The sequence below is a fragment of the Bradyrhizobium symbiodeficiens genome, assembly GCF_002266465.3.
GTDB lineage: Bacteria > Pseudomonadota > Alphaproteobacteria > Rhizobiales > Xanthobacteraceae > Bradyrhizobium > Bradyrhizobium symbiodeficiens.
On record NZ_CP029427.2, the window covers coordinates 5797884 to 5821646 of the forward strand.

Annotated in this window: 17 protein-coding genes and 2 pseudogenes; 11 read left to right on the top strand and 8 right to left on the bottom strand. The window is 65.4% G+C overall.

Annotation, left to right across the window (positions count from 1 at the left end; all coding sequences use genetic code 11):
* Window positions 1-175 precede the first annotated feature (175 nt).
* Together CIT39_RS27290 and CIT39_RS27295 are read left to right on the top strand one after the other, a co-directional pair.
* Complete coding sequence (locus CIT39_RS27290) at window positions 176-808, top strand: cupin domain-containing protein (protein ID WP_094977245.1); 633 nt, start codon at window positions 176-178, stop codon at window positions 806-808.
* 129 nt (window positions 809-937) lie between these two features.
* Window positions 938-2800: an ATP-binding protein gene (locus CIT39_RS27295; protein WP_094977244.1), complete on the top strand. Its 1863-nt coding sequence runs from the start codon at window positions 938-940 to the stop codon at window positions 2798-2800.
* A 10-nt stretch (window positions 2801-2810) separates the two neighbouring features.
* On the opposite strand, the gene CIT39_RS27300 is transcribed toward CIT39_RS27295, so the two are convergent.
* Window positions 2811-3836, bottom strand: a complete 1026-nt coding sequence (locus tag CIT39_RS27300; RefSeq protein WP_094977243.1) for an AraC family transcriptional regulator — start codon at window positions 3834-3836, stop codon at window positions 2811-2813.
* A gap of 189 nt (window positions 3837-4025) precedes the next feature.
* Here CIT39_RS27300 and CIT39_RS27305 point away from each other — a divergent pair, with 189 nt between their 5' ends.
* The 5 genes and pseudogenes from CIT39_RS27305 (at window position 4026) to CIT39_RS27325 (ending at window position 8284) form a co-directional block, all read left to right on the top strand.
* Window positions 4026-4475 (top strand): cupin domain-containing protein, encoded by a 450-nt coding sequence (locus CIT39_RS27305; protein ID WP_094893784.1) that lies wholly within the window; start codon window positions 4026-4028, stop codon window positions 4473-4475.
* A gap of 101 nt (window positions 4476-4576) precedes the next feature.
* Entirely contained in the window at window positions 4577-6067 is a 1491-nt protein-coding gene (locus tag CIT39_RS27310; RefSeq protein WP_094977242.1) for a flavin-containing monooxygenase, read from the top strand.
* 89 nt (window positions 6068-6156) lie between these two features.
* Window positions 6157-7215, top strand: a pseudogene (locus CIT39_RS27315) (hypothetical protein); the annotation flags it as partial.
* Between the two features lie 73 nt (window positions 7216-7288).
* A pseudogene (locus tag CIT39_RS27320) lies at window positions 7289-7837 on the top strand (Rossmann-fold NAD(P)-binding domain-containing protein); the annotation flags it as partial.
* A gap of 21 nt (window positions 7838-7858) precedes the next feature.
* Window positions 7859-8284 (top strand): Rossmann-fold NAD(P)-binding domain-containing protein, encoded by a 426-nt coding sequence (locus tag CIT39_RS27325; RefSeq protein WP_244607649.1) that lies wholly within the window; start codon window positions 7859-7861, stop codon window positions 8282-8284.
* Between the two features lie 29 nt (window positions 8285-8313).
* On the opposite strand, the gene CIT39_RS27330 is transcribed toward CIT39_RS27325, so the two are convergent.
* Entirely contained in the window at window positions 8314-9105 is a 792-nt protein-coding gene (locus CIT39_RS27330) for a transporter substrate-binding domain-containing protein (protein WP_094977239.1), read from the bottom strand.
* A 233-nt stretch (window positions 9106-9338) separates the two neighbouring features.
* Here CIT39_RS27330 and CIT39_RS27335 point away from each other — a divergent pair, with 233 nt between their 5' ends.
* Together CIT39_RS27335 and CIT39_RS27340 are read left to right on the top strand one after the other, a co-directional pair.
* The gene (locus CIT39_RS27335; protein ID WP_162308709.1) at window positions 9339-10532 is read left to right on the top strand and encodes an efflux RND transporter periplasmic adaptor subunit; all 1194 of its coding nucleotides are present in this window, start codon (window positions 9339-9341) and stop codon (window positions 10530-10532) included.
* 12 nt (window positions 10533-10544) lie between these two features.
* The gene (locus CIT39_RS27340) at window positions 10545-13694 is read left to right on the top strand and encodes an efflux RND transporter permease subunit (RefSeq protein WP_094977238.1); all 3150 of its coding nucleotides are present in this window, start codon (window positions 10545-10547) and stop codon (window positions 13692-13694) included.
* 190 nt (window positions 13695-13884) lie between these two features.
* Here the strand turns inward: CIT39_RS27340 and CIT39_RS27345 are convergent, their stop codons facing one another.
* The gene (locus tag CIT39_RS27345) at window positions 13885-16152 is read right to left on the bottom strand and encodes a cation:proton antiporter domain-containing protein (protein WP_094977237.1); all 2268 of its coding nucleotides are present in this window, start codon (window positions 16150-16152) and stop codon (window positions 13885-13887) included.
* 353 nt (window positions 16153-16505) lie between these two features.
* Complete coding sequence (locus tag CIT39_RS27350; protein WP_094977236.1) at window positions 16506-17678, bottom strand: MFS transporter; 1173 nt, start codon at window positions 17676-17678, stop codon at window positions 16506-16508.
* A 53-nt stretch (window positions 17679-17731) separates the two neighbouring features.
* Here CIT39_RS27350 and CIT39_RS27355 point away from each other — a divergent pair, with 53 nt between their 5' ends.
* Both CIT39_RS27355 and CIT39_RS27360 read left to right on the top strand, forming a co-directional pair.
* Window positions 17732-18556 carry an AraC family transcriptional regulator gene (locus CIT39_RS27355; RefSeq protein WP_094977235.1) on the top strand — a complete coding sequence of 275 codons (825 nt, stop codon included), beginning with the start codon at window positions 17732-17734 and terminating at the stop codon, window positions 18554-18556.
* Window positions 18557-18853: 297 nt separating this feature from the next.
* Window positions 18854-20206, top strand: a complete 1353-nt coding sequence (locus CIT39_RS27360) for a malonyl-CoA decarboxylase (RefSeq protein ID WP_094977234.1) — start codon at window positions 18854-18856, stop codon at window positions 20204-20206.
* An 89-nt stretch (window positions 20207-20295) separates the two neighbouring features.
* Here the strand turns inward: CIT39_RS27360 and tarD are convergent, their stop codons facing one another.
* From tarD to CIT39_RS27380, 4 genes are all read right to left on the bottom strand, one after another.
* Complete coding sequence (gene tarD, locus CIT39_RS27365) at window positions 20296-21465, bottom strand: D(-)-tartrate dehydratase (RefSeq protein ID WP_094977233.1); 1170 nt, start codon at window positions 21463-21465, stop codon at window positions 20296-20298.
* Window positions 21466-21540: 75 nt separating this feature from the next.
* Entirely contained in the window at window positions 21541-21798 is a 258-nt protein-coding gene (locus CIT39_RS27370) for a DUF3297 family protein (RefSeq protein ID WP_094977232.1), read from the bottom strand.
* Window positions 21795-22271: a glutathione peroxidase gene (locus CIT39_RS27375; protein ID WP_094977231.1), complete on the bottom strand. Its 477-nt coding sequence runs from the start codon at window positions 22269-22271 to the stop codon at window positions 21795-21797. Before CIT39_RS27375 ends, CIT39_RS27370 begins: the two co-directional genes overlap by 4 nt.
* Window positions 22272-22273: 2 nt before the next feature.
* A complete protein-coding gene (locus CIT39_RS27380; protein WP_094977230.1) occupies window positions 22274-23674 on the bottom strand; it encodes an amidase family protein in 1401 nt (466 codons plus the stop codon).
* Window positions 23675-23763: the final 89 nt, after the last annotated feature.

Sequence of the window (23763 nt, forward strand, 5' to 3'; positions counted from 1 at the left end):
AAAACCCCGGCAAAGGGACAGGAGTGGGCTTTAGTGCTTCTAAATTTTTCAGTCAAAATTTCATCATGACTAAATACAGCTGTCAATCACATTGCTAGTATGCGCCACTTTTTCACTCCGACTGAAGCCCGGCCCGATGCGGCCCTGCGCTGAAAATGATGCATGGGAGAGCGACATGGATGGTCGCGGCGATACGAGTAGTCCGAAGGACGCCCCGATGATCGAGCCGGACGATACGGTCGACCAGCGCCTCGGCGAGACCGTGCGGCTGCTGCGTCAGCGCGCGGGTTTCTCCATCCAGGACGTCGCCAACAAGACCGGCCTGTCCACCGGCATGATCAGCCAGCTCGAACGCGCGCGCGCCATGCCGTCGATACGGACGCTGCGCCTGCTCAGCATCGCGCTCGACGTTCCCATCTCGTACTTCTTCGAGACCAGCGATCCCGCCGACGTGCAGCGCTATATCGTGCGCAAGAACAGCCGGCGGCTGCTGCGGCTCACTGCCAGCGGCGTCGTCAAGGAAGCGCTGACGCCGGCGGACAAAGGCCAGCTCGAGCTTTACGAGCTCACGCTCAATCCCGGCGCCTCCTCCGGCACCGACTTCCTGCAGCACACCGGCGAGAAGGCGGGCTACATCCTCTCCGGCAGCCTGCGGCTGTGGCTCGACAACCAGGCCCATGTGCTGGAAGCCGGCGACAGCTTCCGCTTTCCGAGCACCGTGCCGCACATGTTCGACAACCCGACCCAGCAGGTCGCGCGCGCGATCTGGGTGACGACGCTGCGCCAGACCGATTCGCCCGCAGGTTGAACCGCTGCCGCCCGGTACCGCCGGAAATTGCCCTCGACGCCGCCCCATTGAATCTGTAGCTCACGTGAGACCGGAGTCATCTGCCGGGCGGACGTGGGGGTCCGTACCGGACGTCGTTGGTGGGAGACCATGAGACCCAGGGGGCTTCTGACACTCGCGATGGCTACACAGGTCGTCGTGACCGCGGCGGCCCTCTTCGCCTCCTATGCCGTGTCCGGACCCGGGTTCGGCATCGCCCAGGTCGCAGCCCTCATCGCAAGCGCCGCCGTTGCCGTTGTGCTCGTGCGCCTCTGCACGCGAGCGATCGAGACGTCAGAGGACAGGCGCGCCGCCACGCAATCGGCCGAGTTGGCGCAGGCCCGCAGCGACAGCGCGCAGATGATGCAAGCCGTCATCAAGACCGCGCTCGATGCCTTCATTCAGATCGACGACAGCGGCGCCGTGCTGGAGTGGAGCTTTCAGGCCGAGGCCCTGACCGGATGGACGCGCCAGGAGGCGCTCGGTTCCGACGTCGTCGACCTCCTCGTCGCCGAGCCGCTGCGCGACGGCTTCAGGCAACGCATGGCGCGGCTGGTTCCGGAATTGTCGGGCGCGCCAGCCGGCATCCGCTTCGAGCTCACCCTGGTCCACAGGAACGGCGACAGGATCCTGGCCGAGGCGTCCAGCACGGTGTTGCGGCTGGGCGGACGCGTCATCGTCAACACCTTCGTCAGGGATATCACCCGGAAGCGCGCGGCCGAGGAGCAGTTGGTGCAGTCCCAGAAGATGGAGGCGGTCGGGCAGCTCACCGGCGGTATCGCGCACGAATTCAACAACATGCTCACGGTGATCACAGGCACGATCGAGATCCTCGCCGACGCCGTCAGGGACAACCCGCCGCTTGCGACCATCACCAAGCTGATCAGCGAGGCCGCCGATCGCGGCGCTGCTCTGACGTCGAGCCTGTTGTCCTTTGCCCGCAAGCAGGCGCTGCAGCCGGCCGAGATCGACGTCAACCAATTGCTCGAAGAGCTCGCCAAGCTGCTGCTGGCAACCTTCGACAAGAAGATCGAGATCGTCACCCGGCTCGACCGCAACGTCTGGCTCGCCTACGCCGACCGCGGCCAGCTGAGCTCGGCACTGCTCAACCTCGCCATCAACGCCCGCGACGCCATGCTGGACGGCGGCAGACTGACCCTGACGACGCGCAACGTCGTGTTCGGCGTGCGCGAGGCGGTCGCGGTCGGCGCCGGCTATGCCGGCGACTATGTCGAGATCGAGATCGCCGATGACGGCAGCGGCATTCCCCAGGCCATCCTGGAGCGGATCTTCGATCCGTTCTTCTCGACGAAGGAGGTCGGCAAGGGCACGGGGCTCGGGCTCAGCATGGTGTTCGGCTTCGTCAAGCAGTCCGGCGGCGGCATCAAGGTCGCCTCCGAAGAAGGACGCGGCACCATCTTCACACTCTATTTGCCGAAGGCGGAGGTGAGCGCGCTGCGCCCGACCGGCTATGACGACCGCAAGATCGTGGGGGGCAAAGAAACCGTGCTCTGCGTCGAGGACGACCGCGACGTCCGCCACTACGTCACGGTCCAGCTCGAAGGCCTCGGCTACAAGGTCATCCCGGCCGCCAATGCGACCGAGGCGCTCGCAATTGCGGCCGAAGGCACGCCGTTCGACCTGCTCTTCACCGACATCGTGATGGCCGGCGGCATGAACGGACGCGAGCTCGCCGAACAGATGGTGGCGGCGCGCCCCTCTTTGCGGGTCCTGTTCACCTCGGGCTACGCCTACGATTCGCTGCACACGCAGGGCCGCGCCACCATGGGCGCACCGCTCTTGAGAAAGCCCTACCGCAAGGCCGAACTCGCCCGCATGCTGCGCCGCTGCCTCGACACCGCCGTCGATTCCGCCGGCGACGCGATCCCGACGCCCTATTCGGTGCAGGCGGATGTCGAGGCATTCCTGCGCAGGCAGGCGGCGGAGGACGACGCGACGCGATCGCGGAAATAGCTATCTCGCCTCAGCTCATCCGCCGCCGGAGCGTCGCCGACGGCGTCTCGCCGAATTTTTCGCGATAGGCGCCGGCCATGCGGCCGAGATGGGTAAAGCCGAGGTCGAAGGCGATGTCGGTGATGGAGGCATCGGGCGATCCTTGCGCGAGGCGGCCGTGGAGCTCGGCGAGGCGCATATCGAGCAGCATCTGCGAGATCGACAGGCCGAAGTGACGACGGAAGCCGAGCTGCAGCGCGCGGATGCCGATGCCGGAGGCGCAGGCGAGCTGCGCGAGATCGAGCGGCTCGCCGGCATTGTCGGCGAGATGGTCGCGCGCCGTGCGGAGCGCGCGCGGCAGCCGCTCGGCCTGCCCGGAGAACGTTTGAATAGCATCCGACAGGCCATGGCGCTGGCCGTTGAGCAGGCGATCGAGCAGCAGCTCCCGCCAATCGGCCATCGCGACCGCCGACAGCCGGCCGGAAGGGCTGAGACGCTCGGCGAGCATCATCAGCTCGGCGAGGCTGGTTCGCAGCGCCCGCCCGGCCGGCGCGTCCAAATCGATCATTGGATCGAACTCGACCGTGCCTGACACCCTGCCGGACAGCGCTGCGGCGCGCTGCTCGACCATGCGGCGGTCGAACAGCAGGATCGCCTGCGCGCAGTCACGCCACATCATCCGGGTCGGGATCGTCGGCGACAGTAGCGACGCCGTCCGCCCCGGCACCGCCTCGAGCTCGGTCGTGCCGGCGCGAATATAGGCCGAGCCGGCGAGCGGGACTTGCACCAGGAAGAAGCGCTCGAGGCAGCCGGGGTCGATGCCGACCGATCCGCCATAGGCGACGTAGTTGATGGAAAAGCCGTCGAAGCCGGCGCAATTATGCCGGGCGGAGAAGCCGGAGGCGCGCAGCCGTGCCGGCTTGAGATCGTGCGGGCAGAAGATGCGACCGATCTGGTCGGCCGCCTCGTCGACATCGTCGGTGGTGACGCGGGCGAAATCCGCGAGCCGTTCGGCCGCGGGCGTCCTTGCGCTCATTTCCAGCACGGCTGCGGACATGGTCGACCACGCTTCGCGTCACGGAATTGCTTTAAGCCTATAATAATTCCCCGGACACGGAAAGGGCGGCGTCGGCAAAATCGTCATGCTGCACGGCAGCAGGCGCTTCGCGGATTCGTTTAGCGGATAGACAGGCGCCCCTTTGATGGCCGAAGCTCCAACCTCGCCGGAATCCAATGGGAGCATGCGATGACTGCACTCGAAAAAGGCATTACCGCTAACGGCACGGGCTATGGCGGCAAGAGCTGGAACATCCTGGGCCAGGTCTATTTCCCCAAGGCCGTCACCGACTCCACCTTCGCGTTCGAGACCAACAGCGACCCCGGCCAGTTCGTGCCGGTGCACATCCATCCGACCCAGGACGAGTTCATCCTGGTGCAGGAAGGCACGCTTGACCTCAAGCTCGACGGCAAATGGGTCAAGGCTCACGCCGGCGATCTCGTGCGCCTGCCGCGCGGCATTCCGCACGGCTATTTCAACAAGTCCGACAAGCCGGCCCGCGCGCTGTTCTGGGTCTCGCCGATGCAGAAGCTGGAGGCGCTGTTCGAGCAGCTGCACAATCTGACCGACCCTGCCGAGGTCGTGCGCATCTCGGCGCTGCACGAGGTCGATTTCCTGCCGCCCGAGGCCAACGACTAGCCTCTTCGTCCATCTTCATCGGCTTGCAGCACCGCCGGCCGCACCTTGCGGCCGAACGAGGCCGCTTGCGCGCGAAACACACATCGATTGCGAGCAATCCCATGGTCAGCCCCAAGCATGTCTGCGTGATCGGCGCCGGCGTCTCCGGCCTCGCCGCCGCCAAGGCGTTCTCCAGCCGCGGCCACCACGTCACCATCGTCGAGCGCAGCGGCGATCTCGGCGGCGTCTGGGAGCCGGCGCGCTCCTATCCCGAAGTGCAGACCCAGAGCCCGAAGGAGCTCTATCGCTACACCGACCGCGCCATGCCGGAGGCCTATCCGGAATGGCCGACCGGGCCGCAGGTTCATGCCTATCTCGCCGACTATGCCAAGAGCTTCGGTCTCGACCGCATGCTCCGCCTCGGCATCGAGGTCGCCGGCATGGCGCGGCGTGCCGACGGCAAGCCGGGCTGGACGCTGGCGCTGAAGGCCAAGGACGGCACGAGCACGAGCGAGGATTTCGATTTCATCGCAGTCTGCACCGGGCAGTTCAACGAGCCGCGCGAGCTGCATTGCCCGGGCGAGGAGGGCTTTGTCGCACAGGGCGGCCAGATCCTGCATTCCTCGAAATACGGCGATCCCGTGCTGGCGAAAGGGCGCCGCATCGTCGTGCTCGGCGGTTCGAAATCGGCGACCGACATCGCGGTCAACGCGGTGAAATCGGGCGCGCGCGAGGTGACCATCGTGATGCGCGAGCCGGTCTGGCGCATCCCCTATTTCATCGGCGGCCTCGTGAACTTCAAGCGCATCCTCTACATCCGCGCGCAGGAGGAGATGTTTCCGGGCTGGGGCATCGGTGCGATGGGACGGCTCGCGCATCGCATCGCCGCGCCGCTGGTGTGGGCGAACTGGCGCGGGCTGGAGAGCCTGCTGAAGGCGCAGCTCAAGCTTGGCCGCTGCAAAATGGTGCCGAAGGAGCGGATCGAGGACGGCGTCAATTGCTCGGTGCCGATCGCAACGCCCGGCTTCTATCCGATGGTCGCCGACGGCCGCATCAAGGCTGTGTTCGGCACGTTCGATCACTACGAGGGCGACAGTATCGTGATGAGCGGCGGCGAGCGCGTGGGCGCGGATGTCGCGGTGCTCGCGATCGGCTACAAGCTCGGCGTGCCGTTCATGCCCGAGGCCTACAAGCACAAACTGGTCGATGCCGACGGGCAGTACCGGCTCTACCGCCTGATCGCCAACCCTGATTTGCCGGAGCTCGGCTTCGTCGGCTTCAACTCGTCGTTCTGCACCGTGCTCTGCGCCGACCTCGCCGCCAACTGGCTGGTCCGCTATGCCGACGGCCAGCTCGCGAACCAGCCGACGGCGCAGGCGATGCGCGACAACATCGAGATGATGCTGCACTTCAAGCGCGTCGAACGGCCGGCCGCGGGCGTCTATGGCGGCCTCTGCGTCGCGCCCTATCACTACCGCCATTTCGACGAGCTGATGGCCGACATCGGCGCGAAGAACCAGAAGCGCGGCGGGCTCGCGGGGCACTTCCAGCCCCCGGACGCAGATGCCTATGCGAAATTCCTGGCGACGGCGCCGGATTACCGGGCGGCATAAGAATTCCGGCTGAGCGGGATTTGCATCTCGCCAGCCCTTGCCTCTGATGCTTACGATCTCCCTGGCCATCGAATCGACAGGAACCAGCCATGGGATCCAGACGTCTCGCAATCCTTGCGGCTGTTGCCTTCTTCGTCGCGGTGCCAGCCGTCGCACAACAGCGCGCGCTCACACCCCGGCAATCCGAGACGCTCGCCGCCTATGAGCGGGCGCTCGGCGATTTCAAATCCATCCTTGCCGAGCGGCGGCGCCAGATCGAGGCGAAGCAGCCGCTGCCGAACCTGCCGGGACAGGCGGTCTATCTCGCCCGCGTCGCCGTGATCAGCACGTACAAGGATCTCACCGATGCGATCCCGTCGCGGATCGGGCGGCCCAACAAGTTCGAGATTCCGCCGGCCTATTTCGACGCCGACATCGAGCCCCTGATCGACGAATATTCGAAGTTGTTCGACGTCATGGAGGCGCCGCCCGCCAATGCGCAGAATTCGGCGACGCCGTTCAAGGACGTCGTCGATCTCGCCACGGTGATCGCGCGCGCCAAGGGGCTTGCGCCTGACCACGCGGACGCCGCGGGCCGCATCAGCCTCGGGCTGTTCTTTGCCGAGACCAACGGCAAGCAGAACGTCCGCAACGGCCGCTCGAACACCTATATGGGCAGCTTCCAGACCGGCCCGTCCGAAGACCGCAACGGCCATAGAAAATGGCAGGCCATCAAGGGCGAGATCGCCGCGATCGATCCGCACCTGAGCGCGCGCGATGACAAGGAGGAGGCCCGCGCCCGCGGCACCGATCACCGCTTCAACCACTGGACCAACGTGCGCGACGGCCTGATGAACGCGCACGCGGATGTGTTCCGTGAGATTCCCGGAATCGTGAAGACGCTGCCCGACCCGATCGACCAGATGAAGCTGTTCGAGCTGATCCAGATCGTGCCGACCCCGACGCGCGCGGCGCTCAAGTCCGGCGACCTCCTGAACTACAGGGTGTCGAGCCCCACGATCATGAAGCACCTGCGCAACAACAGCATCTTTGCGTTCGGGCAGGCCGACCGGGCGAAAACCTCGGCCAGCTACCGCGAGATCCTCGCGGCGATGTGGCTGTTCAACCGCAAGTTCGAGAAAGCGATGGCGAAATACGCGGAGATCAGGGGCGCTGACGGAGTTGCACCCACAATCCGTAATTGTATGATTGCGCGATCTGGCTCGCAGCACGGACCGTCACATGCGCATCCTCATTCTCGGCGGCAGCCAGTTTCTCGGGCGAGCAGTCGCAGCCCGAGCCTGTGCAGTCGGACACGACGTGACCTGCGCTGCTCGCGGTGTCGCAGGACCCATCGCGGCGGGCGCGCACTTCGTGATGATCGACCGCGACGCGGCCGACGGGCTTGCACCGCTCGCGGGCGAAACGTTCGATGCCGTGGTCGACGTCTCGCGATATCCCGGCCAGGTCCGCCGCGCCGTCGCGGCGCTGAAGCGGCCGGGCGTACATTGGACCTTCGTTTCCACGATCAGCGTATATGCGGACAACCGGATACCGGGACAACGCGCCGATACGGCGCCGCTGCGCGAACCCGTTGCCGCGGAGATCGAACACAGCACCGACGCCATCTATGGCGCCGCCAAGGTCGCCTGCGAACAGGCGGTCGGAAACGATTCCTTCATCTGCCGCGCCGGCCTGATCGCCGGGCCGGAAGACCCGACGGGGCGCTTCGCCTATTGGCCGACACGGCTTGCGCGCGGCGGTGAGGTACTGGCCCCGGGATCGCCTGACGATGCCGTCCAGTTCATCGACGTGCGCGATCTCGCGCAATGGATCGTGCACGCGGCTGAGGTTCGCCTCACCGGCATCTATGACGGGATTGGACCGATACGCAAGCGCGGCGAATTTCTGGCCGAATGCGCAGCCGCGCTCAACGCGTCCTGCACGTTCACCTGGATCGATCGTGAGTTTCTCGAGGCCCACGACGTGCGGCGCTGGGCAGGTCCGCGGTCATTGCCGATGTGGCTGCCTTTGCCCGACTTCGCTGGTTTCCAGACGCGCGACACCTCACCGGCCCGCGAGGCCGGGCTGACTTCACGACCGCCGGGAGAGACAGCGCGCGATACACTGCATTGGCTGCGCGAAAGCCACGGACCAGTGATCGGGCTCAGCTCCGATGAAGAAAGCGCGGTGCTTTCAGCGTGGCATGTGCGCAACGCAGCCGCGACCGGGACCTAGCCGGATCACAAGCAAGCCAGCTGACGGACCTATTCCGTCCGGATCGGCGAATCCTTCAAACCATTGTCGTCGTAGGCCTTGCGCAGTGTGCCGTTGGTCGTGGCTTCGGTCATGAATGTGGTGACGAACGCCAGCGTCTCCTTGTGGCCGAGCGGCACGGCGACGGCGGTCACCGTCTTCTTGAACGTCTCGTCCAGCACCTTTGTCCCTGGAATCTTCTGCGCCATCTTGTTGAGCTGATCGCGCGACAATGCGAAGGCGTCGATCTCGCCGCTCTTGAGCAGCCCGAAGATCTCGTCATAGGTCTGATAGCCCGTGACCTCGGCATGCTTCAGATGCGCGATGGCACCGCGCATGGTGGTCGTCGCGTTGACGGCCGCCACCATGACGCCTAGTTGGTCGAGCGTCGCGAAATTGGTGATGTTCGAGCCGGGCCTGACGATGTAGGTGGCGTCCGCGACCTCGTAGATCGGGCCGAACATCATCCTGGTCTCGCGCTCGGGATCTTTGGGCAGCCACGTGACGTCCCAAGTGCCTTTGCCGGCCGCATCGGTGATCTGCCCGGAATTCTGGTGCGCGACATATTCGACGGGGACGCCGAGCTGGGCGGCCATCGCCTTGCCGAGATCGACGGGCACGCCGGCATAGCCGGCTTCGGTCTTGGTCGACCAGAACGCCCCGCCTGCGGGGCTGATGGCGATCGCGACCCGCAGTCTGCCGGTCGGTGCGATCTCGTCCTTCAGACCGTCTGCTAGCGCCGGCATGGCGACCATCGCTGCGAGACCGAGGCCGGCAAGAGCCGATCGGAGGGACGTGGGCATGTCATGGTCTCCTCACCTTTTCTTCTTGGCTTTTCCCGGCTGGCTCACGCGGCCTTTGAGACGATTGTGGTCGATCGTGCGTCCGGTGAAAAGCGGTTTGTCATGACAAATCTGTTGAAGGCCACACCGCCCTGTGCCGCGCAAGGCCAGCAACTGCCATGGCTATGGTGTTCCACGGCCGGACATTTGTTGATAGCCTGCCGCACCGACAGACGATACTCGGGGGCTACCGAATGACCTCATCGAATCCCGCATCTCCCGCACGGCGCAATGGAGCGTGGAGACAGGCCGGACGGACACTGGCCGCCGTTGCGGCCATGGTCGCGCTGGCGGGCTGCGAGGACAAGAACACGTTCGTGGCGCCGCCGCCGCCCAAGGTGGACGTGGCAACGCCGGTGCAGCGCGCCGTGACGCGCTACATCGAGGCCACCGGCAACACCGCGCCGGTCAAGAGCGTCGACCTCGTCGCGCGGGTGCAAGGCTTCCTGCAATCGATCGACTATCAGGACGGCAGCTTCGTCAAGCAGGGCACCCAGCTGTTCACGATCGAGCCGGAGACCTATAAGCTGAAGCTGGAGCAGGCGCAGGCGGCCGAGGCCGGCGCGCAGGCCTCGGTCCGGCAGACGGAAGCCGATTACAAACGACAGGCCGATCTGGTGCAGCGCCAAGCGGTCTCGCAAGCCACGCTCGACACGTCGACTTCGAATCGCGACAACGCGCAAGCCAATCTCCAGCAGGCGCAAGCCAACACCAAGCTCGCCGAGGTCAATTACGGCTACACCAAGGTGACGGCGCCGTTCGACGGCATCGTCAGCGCCCACATGGTCTCGATCGGCGAGCTCGTCGGCGTCTCCTCGCCGACCCAGCTCGCCACCATCGTCGCGATGGACCCGATCTATGTGAACTTCACCGTCAACGAGCAGGACGTGCTGCGCATCCGCGCCGAAGCGACCCGTCGTGGGCTAACCCCGGCCAACCTCAAGCAGTTTCCGATCCAGATCGGCCTTCAGACCGAAACCGGCTATCCGCACGAGGGCCACCTCGACTACGTCGCGCCGACCCTCAATCAATCGACCGGCACGCTGGCGGTGCGCGGCCTCATGCCCAACGACAAGCGGGTGCTGCTGCCCGGCTATTTCGTCCGCGTCCGCGTGCCCTTCGACCAGGAGAAGAGCGCCCTGCTCGTTCCTGATACGGCGCTCGGCAGCGACCAGGGCGGCCGTTATCTGCTGGTAGTCAACGGCGACAACGTCGTCGAGCAGCGCAAGGTGCAGATCGGCCCGGTCGACAACGGGCTGCGCGTCATCGAGGACGGCCTGAAGCCGGAGGACCGCGTCGTTATCGCGGGGCTTCTGCGGGTGATCCCGGGCCAGAAGATCGATCCGCAGGTGACGAAGATCGAGCAGCCGCAAGCCTCGAACAAGTAAGGGGCCGCAACCATGATCTCGAAGTTCTTCATCGAGCGGCCGGTCCTCTCGAACGTCATCGCGCTCTTGATGATCCTGATCGGCGGCGTCGCGCTGTTCAATCTCGCCATCGCGCAATACCCTGACGTGGTGCCGCCGACCGTGCAGGTCACCACCCGCTATCCCGGCGCCAGCGCCAAGACCGTGATCGACACCGTCGCGCTGCCGATCGAGCAGCAGGTCAACGGCGTCGAGGACATGCTCTACATGCAGTCCTACAGCGGCTCCGACGGCACCTATACGCTGACCGTGACCTTCAAGATTGGCACCGACCTCAATTTCGCGCAGGTGCTGGTGCAGAACCGCGTCTCCAGCGCGTTGTCGCAACTGCCGAGCGCCGTGCAGAATCAGGGCGTCACCGTGCAGAAGCGGTCGACATCGATCCTGCTGTTCGTGACGCTGACCTCGCCGGACTCAAAATTCGACAGCCTCTATTTGAGCAACTACGCCACGATCAACATCCGCGACGAGCTTTCGCGCCTGCCCGGCGTCGGAAACGTCACGGTGTTCGGTGCCGGCCAGTATTCGATGCGGGTCTGGCTCGATCCCAACAAGCTGCAGGTCCGGGGCCTGGTTCCGCAGGACGTCATCAACGCGATCCAGCAGCAGAGCCAGCAGGTCTCCGCCGGCCAGATCGGTGCGCCGCCGACGCCGCCAGGCCAGGCGTTCCAGTACACGCTCAACGTCAACGGACGGCTCGACGACACCAGCCAGTTCGAGAACATCATCGTCAAGACCGGCACCAGCGGCGACGTCACGCGCGTCCGCGACGTCGGCTGGGTTGAGCTCGGCGCGCAGACCTACAGCCAGATCTTCTCGCTCAACAAGCAGCCCGCCGTCGGCATCGGCGTGTTCCAGTCGCCAGGCGCCAACGCGCTCCAGGTCGAGCAGGCCGTCGAGAAAAAGATGGCAGACCTCGCCAAGCGATTCCCCGAAGGCATCAAGTACGACACGCCGTTCGACACCACCAAATTCGTCGAGGCCTCGGTGCACGAGGTCTACATGACGCTGATCGAGGCCGGCCTACTGGTGCTGGTCGTGATTCTTGTCTTCCTGCAGGACTGGCGCGCGATGCTGGTGCCGGCGACCACCGTGCCTGTCACCATCATCGGCGCCTTTGCCGCGATGGCGGCGCTCGGCTTCACCATCAACATGTCGACGCTGTTTGCGATCGTGCTGGCGATCGGCATCGTGGTCGACGACGCCATCGTCGTGGTGGAAGGCGCCGCCCACAACATCGAGCAGGGCATGAACGGCCACGACGCCGCGATCAAGGCGATGGACCAGCTGTTCGCACCGATCGTCGGCATCACCCTGGTGCTGATCTCGGTGTTCCTGCCGGCCTCGTTCCTCGCCGGGCTGACCGGACGCATCTATTCGCAGTTCGCGCTGGTGATCGCGGCGACCGCGCTGCTGTCCGCCATCAACGCGGCGACGCTGAAGCCCACGCAATGCGCGCTGTGGCTGCGGCCGACGGTGCCGCCGGAGCAGCGCAATTTCTTCTATCGCGGATTCAACGCGGTCTATAACAGGGTCGAGCGCGGCTATACACGGCTGATTACCTTCCTGTGCCGGCACGCCACCATCTCCGTCGCGTTCGCGCTGCTGGTCATCGGAGCCAGCGGCTACGGCCTCTCGCGGGTGCCGACGGGCTTCCTGCCGATCGAGGACCAGGGCTATCTGATCGCCGCGATCCAGCTGCCCGACGGCGCCGCGCTGGAGCGGACCCAGAAGGTGCTCGACCGGGCCAGCGAGATCATCAAGGAGACACCCGGCGTTCAGCAGGTCATCACCATCGCCGGCATCTCCGCACTCGACAACAGCGCCAGCCTTGCCAATGCCGGCGTCGCCTACATCATCCTGAAGGATTGGGATGCACGCAAAGGGCCGGGCGAGGATCTGCGTTCGCTGGTCTATGGCCTCAACGACAAGCTCGCGACCATCATGGAGGCTCGCACCATCGTGCTGCCCCCGCCGCCGATCCAGGGCATCGGCAACGCCGCCGGGTTCTCGATGCAGGTCGAGCTGCGCGACGGCAACAGCGATTTCGCCAAGCTGCAGGCGATCACGGGTGCGGTGGTCGCGAACGGCCAGAGCCAGAGCGCGCTGCAGCGCGTGCAGTCCTCGTTCCGCTCGTCGGTGCCGCAGTTCAATGTCGAGATCGACCGCGTCAAGACCCAGACGCTGCACGTGACGACGGACCAGGTGTTCTCGGCGCTGTCGACCTATCTCGGCTCGTCCTATGTCAACCAATTCAACAAGTTCGGCCGCGTATTCCAGGTCTACACCCAAGCCGATCCCGCCTTCCGCGTCACCGAGCGCGACATCGCCAACATGATGGTGCGCAATTCCAACGGCGACATGATCCCGATCGGCACCGTCGCCAAGATCACGCCGGCCACCGGTCCGTCGCTGATCAGCCTCTACAATCTCTATCCGTCCTCGACCGTGATCGGCCTGCCGGCGCAGGGCTATTCGTCCGGCCAGTCGCTGAAGCTGATGGAGGAGATCGCCGACAAGACGCTGCCGCCCGGCACCGGCTATGAATGGACCGCGATGTCCTATCAGGAGAAGGCGGTCTCGAACCAGATCTACTGGGTGTTCGGGCTCGCCATGCTGCTGGTCTATCTGGTGCTCGCCGGCCAGTACGAGAGCTGGTACGCGCCGATCTCGGTGATCCTCGCGGTGCCGCTGTCGCTGCTCGGGCCGATGCTGATCCTCTCCGTGCTCAAGATCGACAACAACCTGTATTGCCAGATCGGCCTGATCCTGCTGATCGCGCTGTCGGCCAAGAACGCCATCCTGATCGTCGAGGTCGGACTCGAACTGCACGGCCGCGACGGCAAGCCGGTGCTGGAGGCCGCGATCGAGGCGGCGCGTGCCCGCTTCCGGCCGATCCTGATGACCTCGTTCGCCTTCATCCTCGGCGTGGTGCCGCTGGTGCTCGCCACCGGCGCCGGCGCCAGCGCCCGCAAGTCGATCGGCATCACCGTGTTCTCGGGCATGCTGGCCTCGACCTGCCTCGCGGTGCTGTTCGTGCCGGCCTTCTTCGTGGTGGTGCAGAGGTTCGAGAACTGGCGGGCGAGCAGGAAGGCGGTGAAGGTGGTGGAGGTGAAGCCTTAGGCGCGATTGGAGGGGGCGAGCCCTCCGCGTGCTCGGTGTAACCTCTCCCGCTTGCGGGAGAGGTCGCCGCGTAGCGCCGGGTGAGGGCTCCCTCCTCTGGGAGAGTGTCCCGATGCGGAGCCAGCCCTCCCCCCGACCCTCTCCCGCGAGCGGGAGAGGGGGCGCGCTGCCCGCGCGGGCATAGCACGCCTCAACCCTTCTCCACTGACGCCTGCCTGGCGTCGCCGCTCGACACCAGCAGCACCGAGACCTTCGACTGCCGCAGCACGGCGTCAGCGACGCCGCCGAAGGAGAGATGATCGCCCTGGATGCGGTCGACGCCCATGACGACGAGATCGACGTCGGTGGTGTCGATCTCGCGCAGGATCGCGCCTTCCGGCGCCCGGTTCACCCGCAGCGTCGTGGTGATGTCGACGTCGTAACGGGCGGCGAGATCGCTGGTATCCTTGAGGATGCCCGCCTCCTGGCTGAGGCCGCGGGAAGCGCCGCGCTGCGCGCCCTTGTCGCGTGTGGTCGCGACATAGATCACCCGGAGTGAGCCGGAACCGGCCTGTGCCAGCGCCACCGCGATTTCGGCGCCGCGCTTGGAAACGCTGCTGCCGGACACGGGAACGAGGATGTTGAGGCCGTCGGGGTTCGGTTGCTTCAGGTGCTTGCCCTTGGCCGCGACGATGGCCATCGCTCCTTCGTACTGCGCGGCGATGTCGTCGATCCCGCGATCGAAGCGGTCCTTGCCGGCAACGACCTTGTCGATGCCGACGACCATGAGGTCGAAGCCCTTGCGTGCTTCCTCGGCGATGGTCTCGCCGAGCTCCGCGCGCCGCGCCCGGGTGACGATATCGACGCGGCCGGTGTCGTCCTCGGTGTTGGCGGACACCGCCTCGGCCGCCTTCTTCACCACGGCTTCGTGGCTCTCCTCCGCGCCGCGGCCCTTCTCCTGCTCTTTCGCGTTCTTTCCGATATGCAGCACGGTGATCGGCAGGCCGCGCATGCCGGCGATCAGGCCCGCGATGTGGGCGGCAAAGGTGGCGTTGACGCTCTCGTCCACCGCCAGCAACGGGCGCTCGAGATTGGCGACGAAGCCGCGCTTCTCGAACTCCTCCCGCTCCAGCCGTTCCTTCTCCTCCTTGTTCATCGGCAGCCTCGCCAGCGCCGCGCGCAGCATCGGCGGCATCGCCATCGTGGTCACGATCGCCATGGTGACGATCATCGTGAACAGGTTCTGGCTGAGCACACCAATGGACAGGCCGATGGTCGCGATGATCACCTCGGTCGAGCCGCGCGCGTTCATGCCGCTGGCGAGCGCCAGCGACTCCCGCCTGGTCAGGCCGCCCAAGGTACCGCCGACAAAGGCGCCGCCGAACTTGCCGACGCTGGCGATCACGACCAGAAGGCCGGTGAGCATCAGCAGATTGGGATCACGCAGCACCGACAGATCGGCGGCAAGGCCGGCGAGACCGAAGAACACCGGCATGAAGAAGCTGGAGATCAACCCGCGCAAACGCTCGTCGATCTGCCGCGTCAGGATCGGGGACTCCCCGACCAGGATGCCGGCGACGAACGCGCCCAGAACGGTATGCACGCCGATGGCATGCGTGATCATCGCCATCGCGCACATCAGCAGCAGGATTACGGTGATGACGGGCGCCGTGCTGACGAGATTGTCGTTGGCCCAGCGGATGAGCTGGAACACCAGGCGGCGGCCGATCGTGAAACTGACGGCGAGGAAGGCGAGCGTGCCCAGCACCGCTTTCGCCACCGAAGCGATATCCAGCGTGCCGTGCGAGGCGAGGCTGAAGATGACCGCGATGATGACCCAGCCGATGGTGTCGTCGATGACAGCGGTCGCGACGATGATCTGGCCGACATTGCGGCGCATGAAATTCATCTCGCGTACCACCACCGCGACGATCTTCACGGAAGAAATCGACAGCGCGGTGCCCATGAACAGCGAGGCCACCAGTCGCGCTTGCGGATTGGGGAGCAGCGCATCGGGCAGAAACTCACCGAGCGCGAAGCCGCAGGCAAAGGGCACGAGGATGCCGGCGATCGAGATTGCGATCGCGGCCTTGCCGACCTTCTTCACCAGCTTGAGGTCGGTCTCCATGCCCGTGAGCAGCAGCAGAAGGAGGATGCCGACCTGAGCGATGCCGTCGATCATCGCCTTCTGCTCGGGCGTCTTCGGGAAGATCGCGGCTTGCGCCTCCGGCCAGATCCAGCCGAACAGCGACGGCCCCAGGATGATGCCGGCAAGCAGTTCGCCGATCACCGAGGGTTGGCCAATCCGCTGCATGATCTCGCCGAGACCCCGCCCCACAGCAATCAGCAGCACGATCTGCGCCACCAGCAGAAATTCGGACGGGCCGGACGACTTGCCCGTTTCAGCACCGGCCGCGATGGTGGTGAGCATAAGCGCCGCTAGGGCAAGCCCAGCCGGACGGAGCAGGCGCCATGGCATGCAGTGATTTCCCCCTCACCCCGATCTCGGGGACACCGAAACAGAACCCGCGACGGGTGGGACGGGTTCCATGCAGGGCGGCGGCGTGCAACAGCAAAATCGTGAAAACAACCCCATGCACAGTAGGGATGGGGTTGAAAAGGCTCGAGAAAATTTCGGCCTTGCCGAGGCGGTTTGCGTCGTCGGGCAAAACAGGGGTAGAGTTTCATGATCGGCGGCGTGCGTGACGTGCCGCTCCGTCTCCGGTCATTCCATGGCGTCGCGCAGCGACGGACCCGCTCCATTTCTCCGCAGTCTCTGCCGCCCGATGGAATCCGGGTTCGCGCTTACGCGCGCCCCGGAATGACGGGACCTCATACCGGCTGCGGCGTCCGGATCTCGCGGGGCAGGATGATGGCGGCTGCGATGGCCAGCAGGCAGAGCGCGGCGAAGGCGTGCAGCATCGTGACGAAGCCGCCCTGCTCGTAGAGCCAGGCGACCAGGCCGACCGAGGCGCCGGCCGCGGTGAAGCCGATGAAATAGCGCACCGCATAGGCGCGCGAGCGCCACTCCTCGCTGGTGTATTTGCCGACCATGGCGTCATTGACCGTAACCTGCCCGAACGCGCCCATGACGATGCCGATCGAGACCAGGATCAGCGGCAGATTGTTCAGGCTGGCGGCCAGATACAGGAACGGCGCCAGCATGAAGGACAGCGGCAGCGCCACCGTCTTGAGCGAGTAACGGTCGAGCAGGCGGCCGATCGTGTACTGCGTCATCGCACCGAACACGTAGACACAGGCCGCGATGACCCCCAGCAGCGCCGGGCTCCTGGTCAGATCCGCGAGCCGCTCCGCAAACAGCTTCGGCAGGGCCACGGTGACGGCGTTGAACGTCGTGGAGATCGCGATCACCACGATCAGCAGCGACAGCACCACGCGCCACATGTCCTGCTTTGCCACCCGCGCCTGCGCCGCCGCCTGCTTCGAACCCTTGCGGTCTTCGTGGACGACCAGCATCGCAAAGGCGATGCCGATCAGGATGGTAACGATGCCGGGCACGATGAAGGCGAAACGCCAGCCGAAATACTGGCCGATCACGCCTGTCACCAGCGCCGAGGAGGCCACGCCGAGATTGCCCCAGACACCGTTGATGCCCATCTCGCGGCCGAGCCGGTCGGCATAGGACACGATCATGGCGGTGCCGACGGGATGGTAGATGGAGGCGAAGATGCCGATCGCGAGCAGCGCTGCGCCGAGTTGTGCCGGGGTCTGCACGAAGCCGACCGAGATCATGGACGCTCCGATGCCGACGAAGAAGATCAGCATCATGTGGCGGCGGCTCCAGCGGTCACCGAGCCAGCCGGTGAGCAGCGAGCCCGCCCCGAAAGCCACGAAGCCGGGCGTCGCATAAGGCAAAAGTTCCGAATAGGCCATGCCGAGCGCCGGCCCCATGATGATGACGGCCGCGGCGAAGATCAGCATCGCATAATGGTCGATGAAATGGCCTGCGTTGACGAAACCGATCACCCGGCTGGGGCTGTTCATTTCCCGAATCCTCTCCTGCTCCGAAATGAGTTATATCTCCTCCCCATGACGGGATGCTGCCAATGACTGTCTTGGAAAGGCCAATGTTGGAAACGCCAACCCTGCGGGAGGTCCGGAGCAACCACCGCTCGCCCGCGGGCGTCCACCTGGTTGCGCGCGACTATCCGAGAGGTTTGCGGATCGATCCGCATTTGCACCGCGAGGCGCAGCTGATCTATGCGGCCAGGGGCACCATGCAGGTGACGACGCCCGGCGGCCGCTGGCTGGTGCCGCCGGACCGCGCCGTGTGGGTGCCGGCCGGGCTCGAGCACGCCATCGACCTGCTCGCCGACATCGAGATGCGCACGCTGTATTTCGACCTGTCCTGGCTGAAGCGCGAGCAGCGCTATGACGGCCTGACCCGGGAATTCGTGGTGCGGGTGTCGCCGCTGCTCAACCAGGCGATCCTCGCGCTGTTCGACGCGCGCAACACCGAAGAGCGCACCGAGCTCCTGGTGCGGCTCGTGATGCTGGAATTGCACCAGGCCGAGGATTCCGCGACCTTCGTGCCGCTGCCGCACGAACCGCGCTGCCGCCGCGCCGCCATGATCGTGCTCGACGATCCCACCGGCCTGCACGACATCGACACGCTGGCGCGCGAGGTCGGCACCTCCGCGCGGACGCTGTCGCGGCTGTTCTCGACCGAGACCCAGCTGAGCTTCAAGAGCTGGTGCCAGCGTGCGCGGATTGCCGCCGCGATCCAGCGCTTGTCGACGGAGGCCGGCGTGTCGGTCAAGCAGCTCGCGACCCAACTCGGTTATGCCAGCGTGCCGGCGTTCTCGGCCGCCTTCCGTCAGGTGACGGGGCGGACGCCGACGGAGTTTGCGGGGAAGGGGTAGCCCTCCACGACATTGCGAGCACAGGTCTCGTAGGGTGGGCAAAGCGGAAGCGTGCCCACGACCTCCTTCGCTGCTGTCAGAGATCGTGGACACGGCGCTTTGCACCTTTGCCCACCCTACGGGAGCTTGCCCGGGGTGAGCACGCCCAACCCCATCAACACCCACACCCAACATGCCGCCATTCTCGAAACGCACGGCCCGACTAAAGTTGCCGCATTCCTCCGCTGGATTGTGATCGGCTTCCGCCCAAATCCCGTGTAAACTTCCGCAACGCACAAACCCGATCCGAAAGTCCCGATGGCCAACGCCTTCTTCTCCGACCTGCTCGCCACCATCTCCGATCGCGGCCGCACGCTGCTTCGTCGCGGCGATTCCGCCGACACCAAAAGGGATGCCGATGGGCTGATCGAGCTCTGCGATGCGCTGCTGTCGGGCCGCGGCGAGGCATCGGGCATTGCCATCGCGCGTGATGTGCTCGACATTTACCAGGGACTGGATGCGGCAGGACGCCGCGCCTTTTTCGAAGGCCTCGTGCGCGATTTCGGGCCGGACCGGGAACGCCTGTCAAAGGCGATCGAGAAGTGGCGCGACAAGCCGAGCGACGAGGACGCAAGCTCGCTGCATTTCGCCTCGGAGCCGCGGCGGCAGGAACTGATCCGCCGGCTCAACCGCGCGCCGGGCGGCACCGGCGATCTCGTCGCCATGCGCGCCGACCTGCTCGGCATGATGAAAGGCCACACCGATTTCGCCGCGCTCGATCGCGACGTCTCGCATCTGCTGTCTTCGTGGTTCAACAGGGGGTTTCTCGTGCTGCGCCGGATTGACTGGTCGACCCCGGCCAACATCCTCGAAAAGATCATCCGCTACGAAGCGGTTCATGAGATCAGCGACTGGGACGATTTGCGCCGCCGCCTCGATCCGGTCGATCGCCGCTGCTATGCCTTCTTCCATCCCGCCATGGTCGACGAGCCCCTGATCTTCGTCGAGGTGGCGCTGACCGAGACGATCCCCGGCGCGATTCAACCGCTGCTCGCGGTCGATCGCCAGCACCTGCCGATCGAGCGCGCCCGCACCGCGGTGTTCTATTCGATCTCCAACACCCAGCGCGGGCTCGGCGGCATCTCGTTCGGCAGCTTCCTGATCAAGCAGGTGGTCGAGGAGTTGCGCCGTGAACTGCCAAAGCTTGACACCTTCGTGACGCTGTCGCCGGTGCCGGGCTTCATGCAGTGGGTGAAGCAGGACAAAGACCTGCCGCTGACGGACGAGGATCGCGAGGTCCTGAAGCGCCTCGACGATCCCAAATGGTTCGAGAACCCCGAGACGACCACGTTGCTGCGCGCTGTGATCGAGCCGCTTGCGGCGCATTACTTCCTGAAGGCGCGCACGCCGAAGGGCAAACTGATCGATTCCGTCGCCCGCTTCCATCTCGGCAACGGCGCCCGGCTTGAACGCATCAACTGGCTCGGTGACCTCTCGCCGAAGGGCGTGCGCGAGTCGGCCGGCGTCATGGTCAACTATCTCTACCGCCTCGACGACATCGAGAAGAACCACGAGGCCTATGCCAACGACGGCGAGGTCGTGGCGTCGAGCGCAGTGAAAAAGCTGCTAAAGAGCGAAGGGCGACGGTTGCTGGATATGCGGTTGTCGTAAGCCTCATACTCAGTCGTCGTCCCGGATCGGCGCGCGCTTAAGGCGCGCTTGTCCGCGACAACAGCGAGTGCGGAGCGGCCGTCCGCCCCTTACTCCGCCAGCGCCTTCATTTCCTTGTAGAGATCGGACTTGCCTTCGAAGCCGATGCCGGGGAGATCAGGCATGGTGATGTGGCCGCTCTCGACGCGCACGCCGTCGGGGAAGCCGCCGTAGGGCTGGAACAAATCGGGATAGCTCTCGTTGCCGCCGAGCCCCAGTCCGGCGGCGATGTTGAGCGACATCTGGTGGCCGCCGTGGGGGATGCAGCGGCTGGGAGACCAGCCGTGGGTCTTCAGCACTTCCAGCGTGCGCTGGTATTCGCACAGGCCATAGGACAGCGCGCAGTCGAATTGCAGCCAGTCGCGGTCGGGGCGCATGCCGCCGTAGCGGATCAGATTGCGGGCATCCTGGTGGCTGAACAGGTTTTCGCCTGTGGCCATCGGGCCCGGATAGAATTCGGCGAGCGCGGCCTGCAGCGCGTAGTCGAGGGGATCGCCGACCTCCTCGTACCAGAACAAAGGATAGTCGCGCAGCATCTTGGCGTAGGCGATGCCGGTCTCGAGATTGAAGCGGCCGTTGGCGTCGACCGCGAGCTGCGCGTCGTTGCCGATCTCCTTCAGCACCGCCTCGATGCGGGTGCGATCGTCTTCGATCGACGCGCCGCCGATCTTCATCTTGACGACGTTGTAGCCGCGGTCGAGATAGCCGCGCATCTCGGCGCGCAGCATCGAGAGATCCTTGCCGGGATAGTAATAGCCGCCGGCGGCGTAGACGAACACGCGCGGATTGGCTTTGACGCCGTGACGTTCGGCGAGCAAACGAAACAGCGGCTTGCCCGCGATCTTCGCCACCGCGTCCCACACCGCCATGTCGATGGTGCCGACCGCAACCGAGCGCTCGCCGTGGCCGCCCGGCTTCTCGTTGGTCATCATCGCGGCCCAGACCTTGTCGGGGTCGAGATTGTCGCCGGCGGCATTCAAGAGCGACTTCGGATCAGCGTCCGTGATGCGCGAAGCAAAGCGCTCGCGGATCAGGCCGCCCTGCCCGTAGCGGCCGTTGGAATTGAAGCCGTAGCCGACGACGCGCTTGCCGTCGCGCACGACGTCGGTGACGACAGCGACCAGGCTCGTCGTCATCCTGCTGAAGTCGATATAGGCGTTGCGGATCGGCGATGAGATCGGCTTGGTGATCTCGCGGACGTCGACGATGCGGACGGACATGTTCTCTCTTCCTGGCTAGCTCTCTCCGCTCGTCATGGCCGGGCTTGACGACTGACTACCGAGCGACGGGCAGGCTTACTTCTTGTCCCTGAAATACGGCTCCACGGGACCATGCACCTTGATGGTCAGCGGGTTGCCGTGGCGGTCCTTGGCGGTTCCTGCGGTGACGCGGACCCAGCCTTCGCTGATGCAGTACTCTTCGACATTGGTCTTCTCGACGCCCTTGAAGCGGATGCCGACGTCGCGCGCCAGAATGTCCGCGTTGTAAAAGGGGCTGTTCGGATCGACCGACAGGCGGTCCGGAAATTCGTCGCTCATGATTGTCTCGCTCATAACAGGGTCTCGATTTGATGGCGCAATCCTTCGGGCCGTGCGGTCGGTGCGTAGCGCGCGACCACCTTGCCGGCACGGTCCACCAGGAATTTGGTGAAATTCCATTTGATGGAGGCGCCCAGCAGGCCAGATTGCTGGTGTTTCAGGTACTCATACAGAGGGTGCGCATGGGCGCCGTTGACGTCGATCTTCTCGAACAGGGGAAAGGTGACGTCGTAATTGGTCGAGCAGAACGCCTGGATCTCGCTTGCCGGCCCAGGCTCCTGCGCGCCGAACTGGTTGCAGGGAAAACCGAGCACGGAGAAGCCCCGCGGCGAGAGATCGCGATGCAGATCCTCCAGACCACGATATTGCGGCGTGAAGCCGCATTTGCTCGCGGTGTTGACGATCAGCAGCACCTGCCCCTCGAAACGCTTCAGGGCGACCTCCTCGCCGGCCAGCGAGTTGGCCTTGAAGTCGTAGATGGCGGACATCGCTAGCCCACGGGGTCGATCGGCGACGGCGGCACGCCGCCGGCCTCGATCGCCTCGCCCGCAAGCAGGCAGAGATCCTCGCGATAGCGGCCGGAGACGATATGCACGCCGACCGGCGCCTTGCCGACCAGACCGGTGGAGACCACGAGGCCCGGCAGACCCATGAAGGGAATCGCGATCTGCGGCAGCTGCGCTTCCCAGACCCGCTTGAAGGACTCGTCGTCCTTGCAGTCGAGATGATCGGGGAACGGCAGCTCGCCGGACACCGGCGTCAGCAGGACGGCGTATTTTTCGAAGAACAGCATCCAGTCGCGGGTCAGCGTGGCTCTACGGGTCAGCGCCTTGGCGTAATTGGCCTGATCCATCGGCGTGACCCTGGCGCGGTTGCCGCGCAGGCACGCCAGCGCGCCGGGATCGCCCTCGCGCTCGGCCATCTCCAGCTGGGCCTCATAGCCGTCGCCGAGCCAGAGCTTGATCTGCCACTCGACTGCTTCGCGCATCGACGGCGTGTTTTCGATCGTCTCGACCGTCCAGCCGGCACGCTCGAGCCGCTTGCCGGCATCGATCACCGCCGCCTTCACTTCGGGCGTGGTGGCAAGGCCGTCCGGATTGAGGCAGAGCGCGGCGCGCTTGTCCCGCGCGGGGCCTTCGAGCGGCACCGGTACGAACCAGGGGTCGCGGATGTCGCGGGCCGACATCGCTGCCAGCGAAATCCTGATGTCATTGACGGTGCGCGCCAGCGGGCCCGAGACCGCCATGATCTGCGGTCCGATCGGACGCTCCGGCAGCGCAGGATTGAAGGCGGGGATGCGGCCGAGCGTCGGGCGCAGGCCGTGCACGCCGCAGGCATAGGCGGGGTAGCGGATCGAGCCGGCAATGTCGGTGCCATGGGCGATATGGCCGATGCCGGCCGCGACCGCCGAACCGGCGCCGCCGGAGGAGCCACCCGGGGTCAGCGAAGCATCGCGTGGGTTCCTGGTATCGCCATGGACCAGATTGGTCGTGAACCAGCGATAGGAGAAGGCGGGGCAATTGGTGCGCCCAAGGAGAATCGCGCCAGCCTTGCGGAAATTGGCGACCACCGGATTGTCCTCGCGCGCGATCAGGTCGCGCTGGAGCTTCAGGCCGTTGGTGGTGGCAAAACCCTCCTGGTCGACATTGGCCTTGATGGTGACGGGCACGCCGGCGAGCACGCCGGGGTCCTCACCTCGCGCAATGGCGGCATCGACGGCGTCGGCCTGCTTGAGCACGTCCTCCGGCCGGTGGTCGATCACCGCGTTGAGCTTGGGATTGACGGCATCGAGCCGGGCGAGCCCGGCCTTGGCCGCCTCCATGGCGGACACTTTTTTGGACTTGACGAGGGTGGCGAGGTCGGCCGCCGACAGGCGCCAGAGATCTTGCATGGCTTGCTCCGTGTAACCGGCGTCTTTTAGCGCCGGGAACGCGGCAAAGCCATGCGGATTTCGCGGGGGCGAAGGAAGGGGGGGGCTCG

Bases quoted from the DNA above. Each gene is read 5' to 3' on its own strand.
- CIT39_RS27360 (WP_094977234.1), top strand. From the start codon at position 18,854: ATGGCCAACGCCTTCTTCTCCGACCTGCTCGCCACCATCTCCGATCGC.
- CIT39_RS27295 (WP_094977244.1), top strand. From the start codon at position 938: ATGAGACCCAGGGGGCTTCTGACACTCGCGATGGCTACACAGGTCGTC.
- CIT39_RS27290 (WP_094977245.1), top strand. From the start codon at position 176: ATGGATGGTCGCGGCGATACGAGTAGTCCGAAGGACGCCCCGATGATC.
- tarD (WP_094977233.1), bottom strand. From the start codon at position 21,465: ATGTCCGTCCGCATCGTCGACGTCCGCGAGATCACCAAGCCGATCTCA.
- CIT39_RS27310 (WP_094977242.1), top strand. From the start codon at position 4,577: ATGGTCAGCCCCAAGCATGTCTGCGTGATCGGCGCCGGCGTCTCCGGC.
- CIT39_RS27355 (WP_094977235.1), top strand. From the start codon at position 17,732: ATGCTGCCAATGACTGTCTTGGAAAGGCCAATGTTGGAAACGCCAACC.
- CIT39_RS27305 (WP_094893784.1), top strand. From the start codon at position 4,026: ATGACTGCACTCGAAAAAGGCATTACCGCTAACGGCACGGGCTATGGC.
- CIT39_RS27370 (WP_094977232.1), bottom strand. From the start codon at position 21,798: ATGAGCGAGACAATCATGAGCGACGAATTTCCGGACCGCCTGTCGGTC.
- CIT39_RS27330 (WP_094977239.1), bottom strand. From the start codon at position 9,105: ATGCCCACGTCCCTCCGATCGGCTCTTGCCGGCCTCGGTCTCGCAGCG.
- CIT39_RS27345 (WP_094977237.1), bottom strand. From the start codon at position 16,152: ATGCCATGGCGCCTGCTCCGTCCGGCTGGGCTTGCCCTAGCGGCGCTT.
- CIT39_RS27380 (WP_094977230.1), bottom strand. From the start codon at position 23,674: ATGCAAGATCTCTGGCGCCTGTCGGCGGCCGACCTCGCCACCCTCGTC.
- CIT39_RS27300 (WP_094977243.1), bottom strand. From the start codon at position 3,836: ATGTCCGCAGCCGTGCTGGAAATGAGCGCAAGGACGCCCGCGGCCGAA.
- CIT39_RS27340 (WP_094977238.1), top strand. From the start codon at position 10,545: ATGATCTCGAAGTTCTTCATCGAGCGGCCGGTCCTCTCGAACGTCATC.
- CIT39_RS27375 (WP_094977231.1), bottom strand. From the start codon at position 22,271: ATGTCCGCCATCTACGACTTCAAGGCCAACTCGCTGGCCGGCGAGGAG.
- CIT39_RS27335 (WP_162308709.1), top strand. From the start codon at position 9,339: ATGACCTCATCGAATCCCGCATCTCCCGCACGGCGCAATGGAGCGTGG.
- CIT39_RS27350 (WP_094977236.1), bottom strand. From the start codon at position 17,678: ATGAACAGCCCCAGCCGGGTGATCGGTTTCGTCAACGCAGGCCATTTC.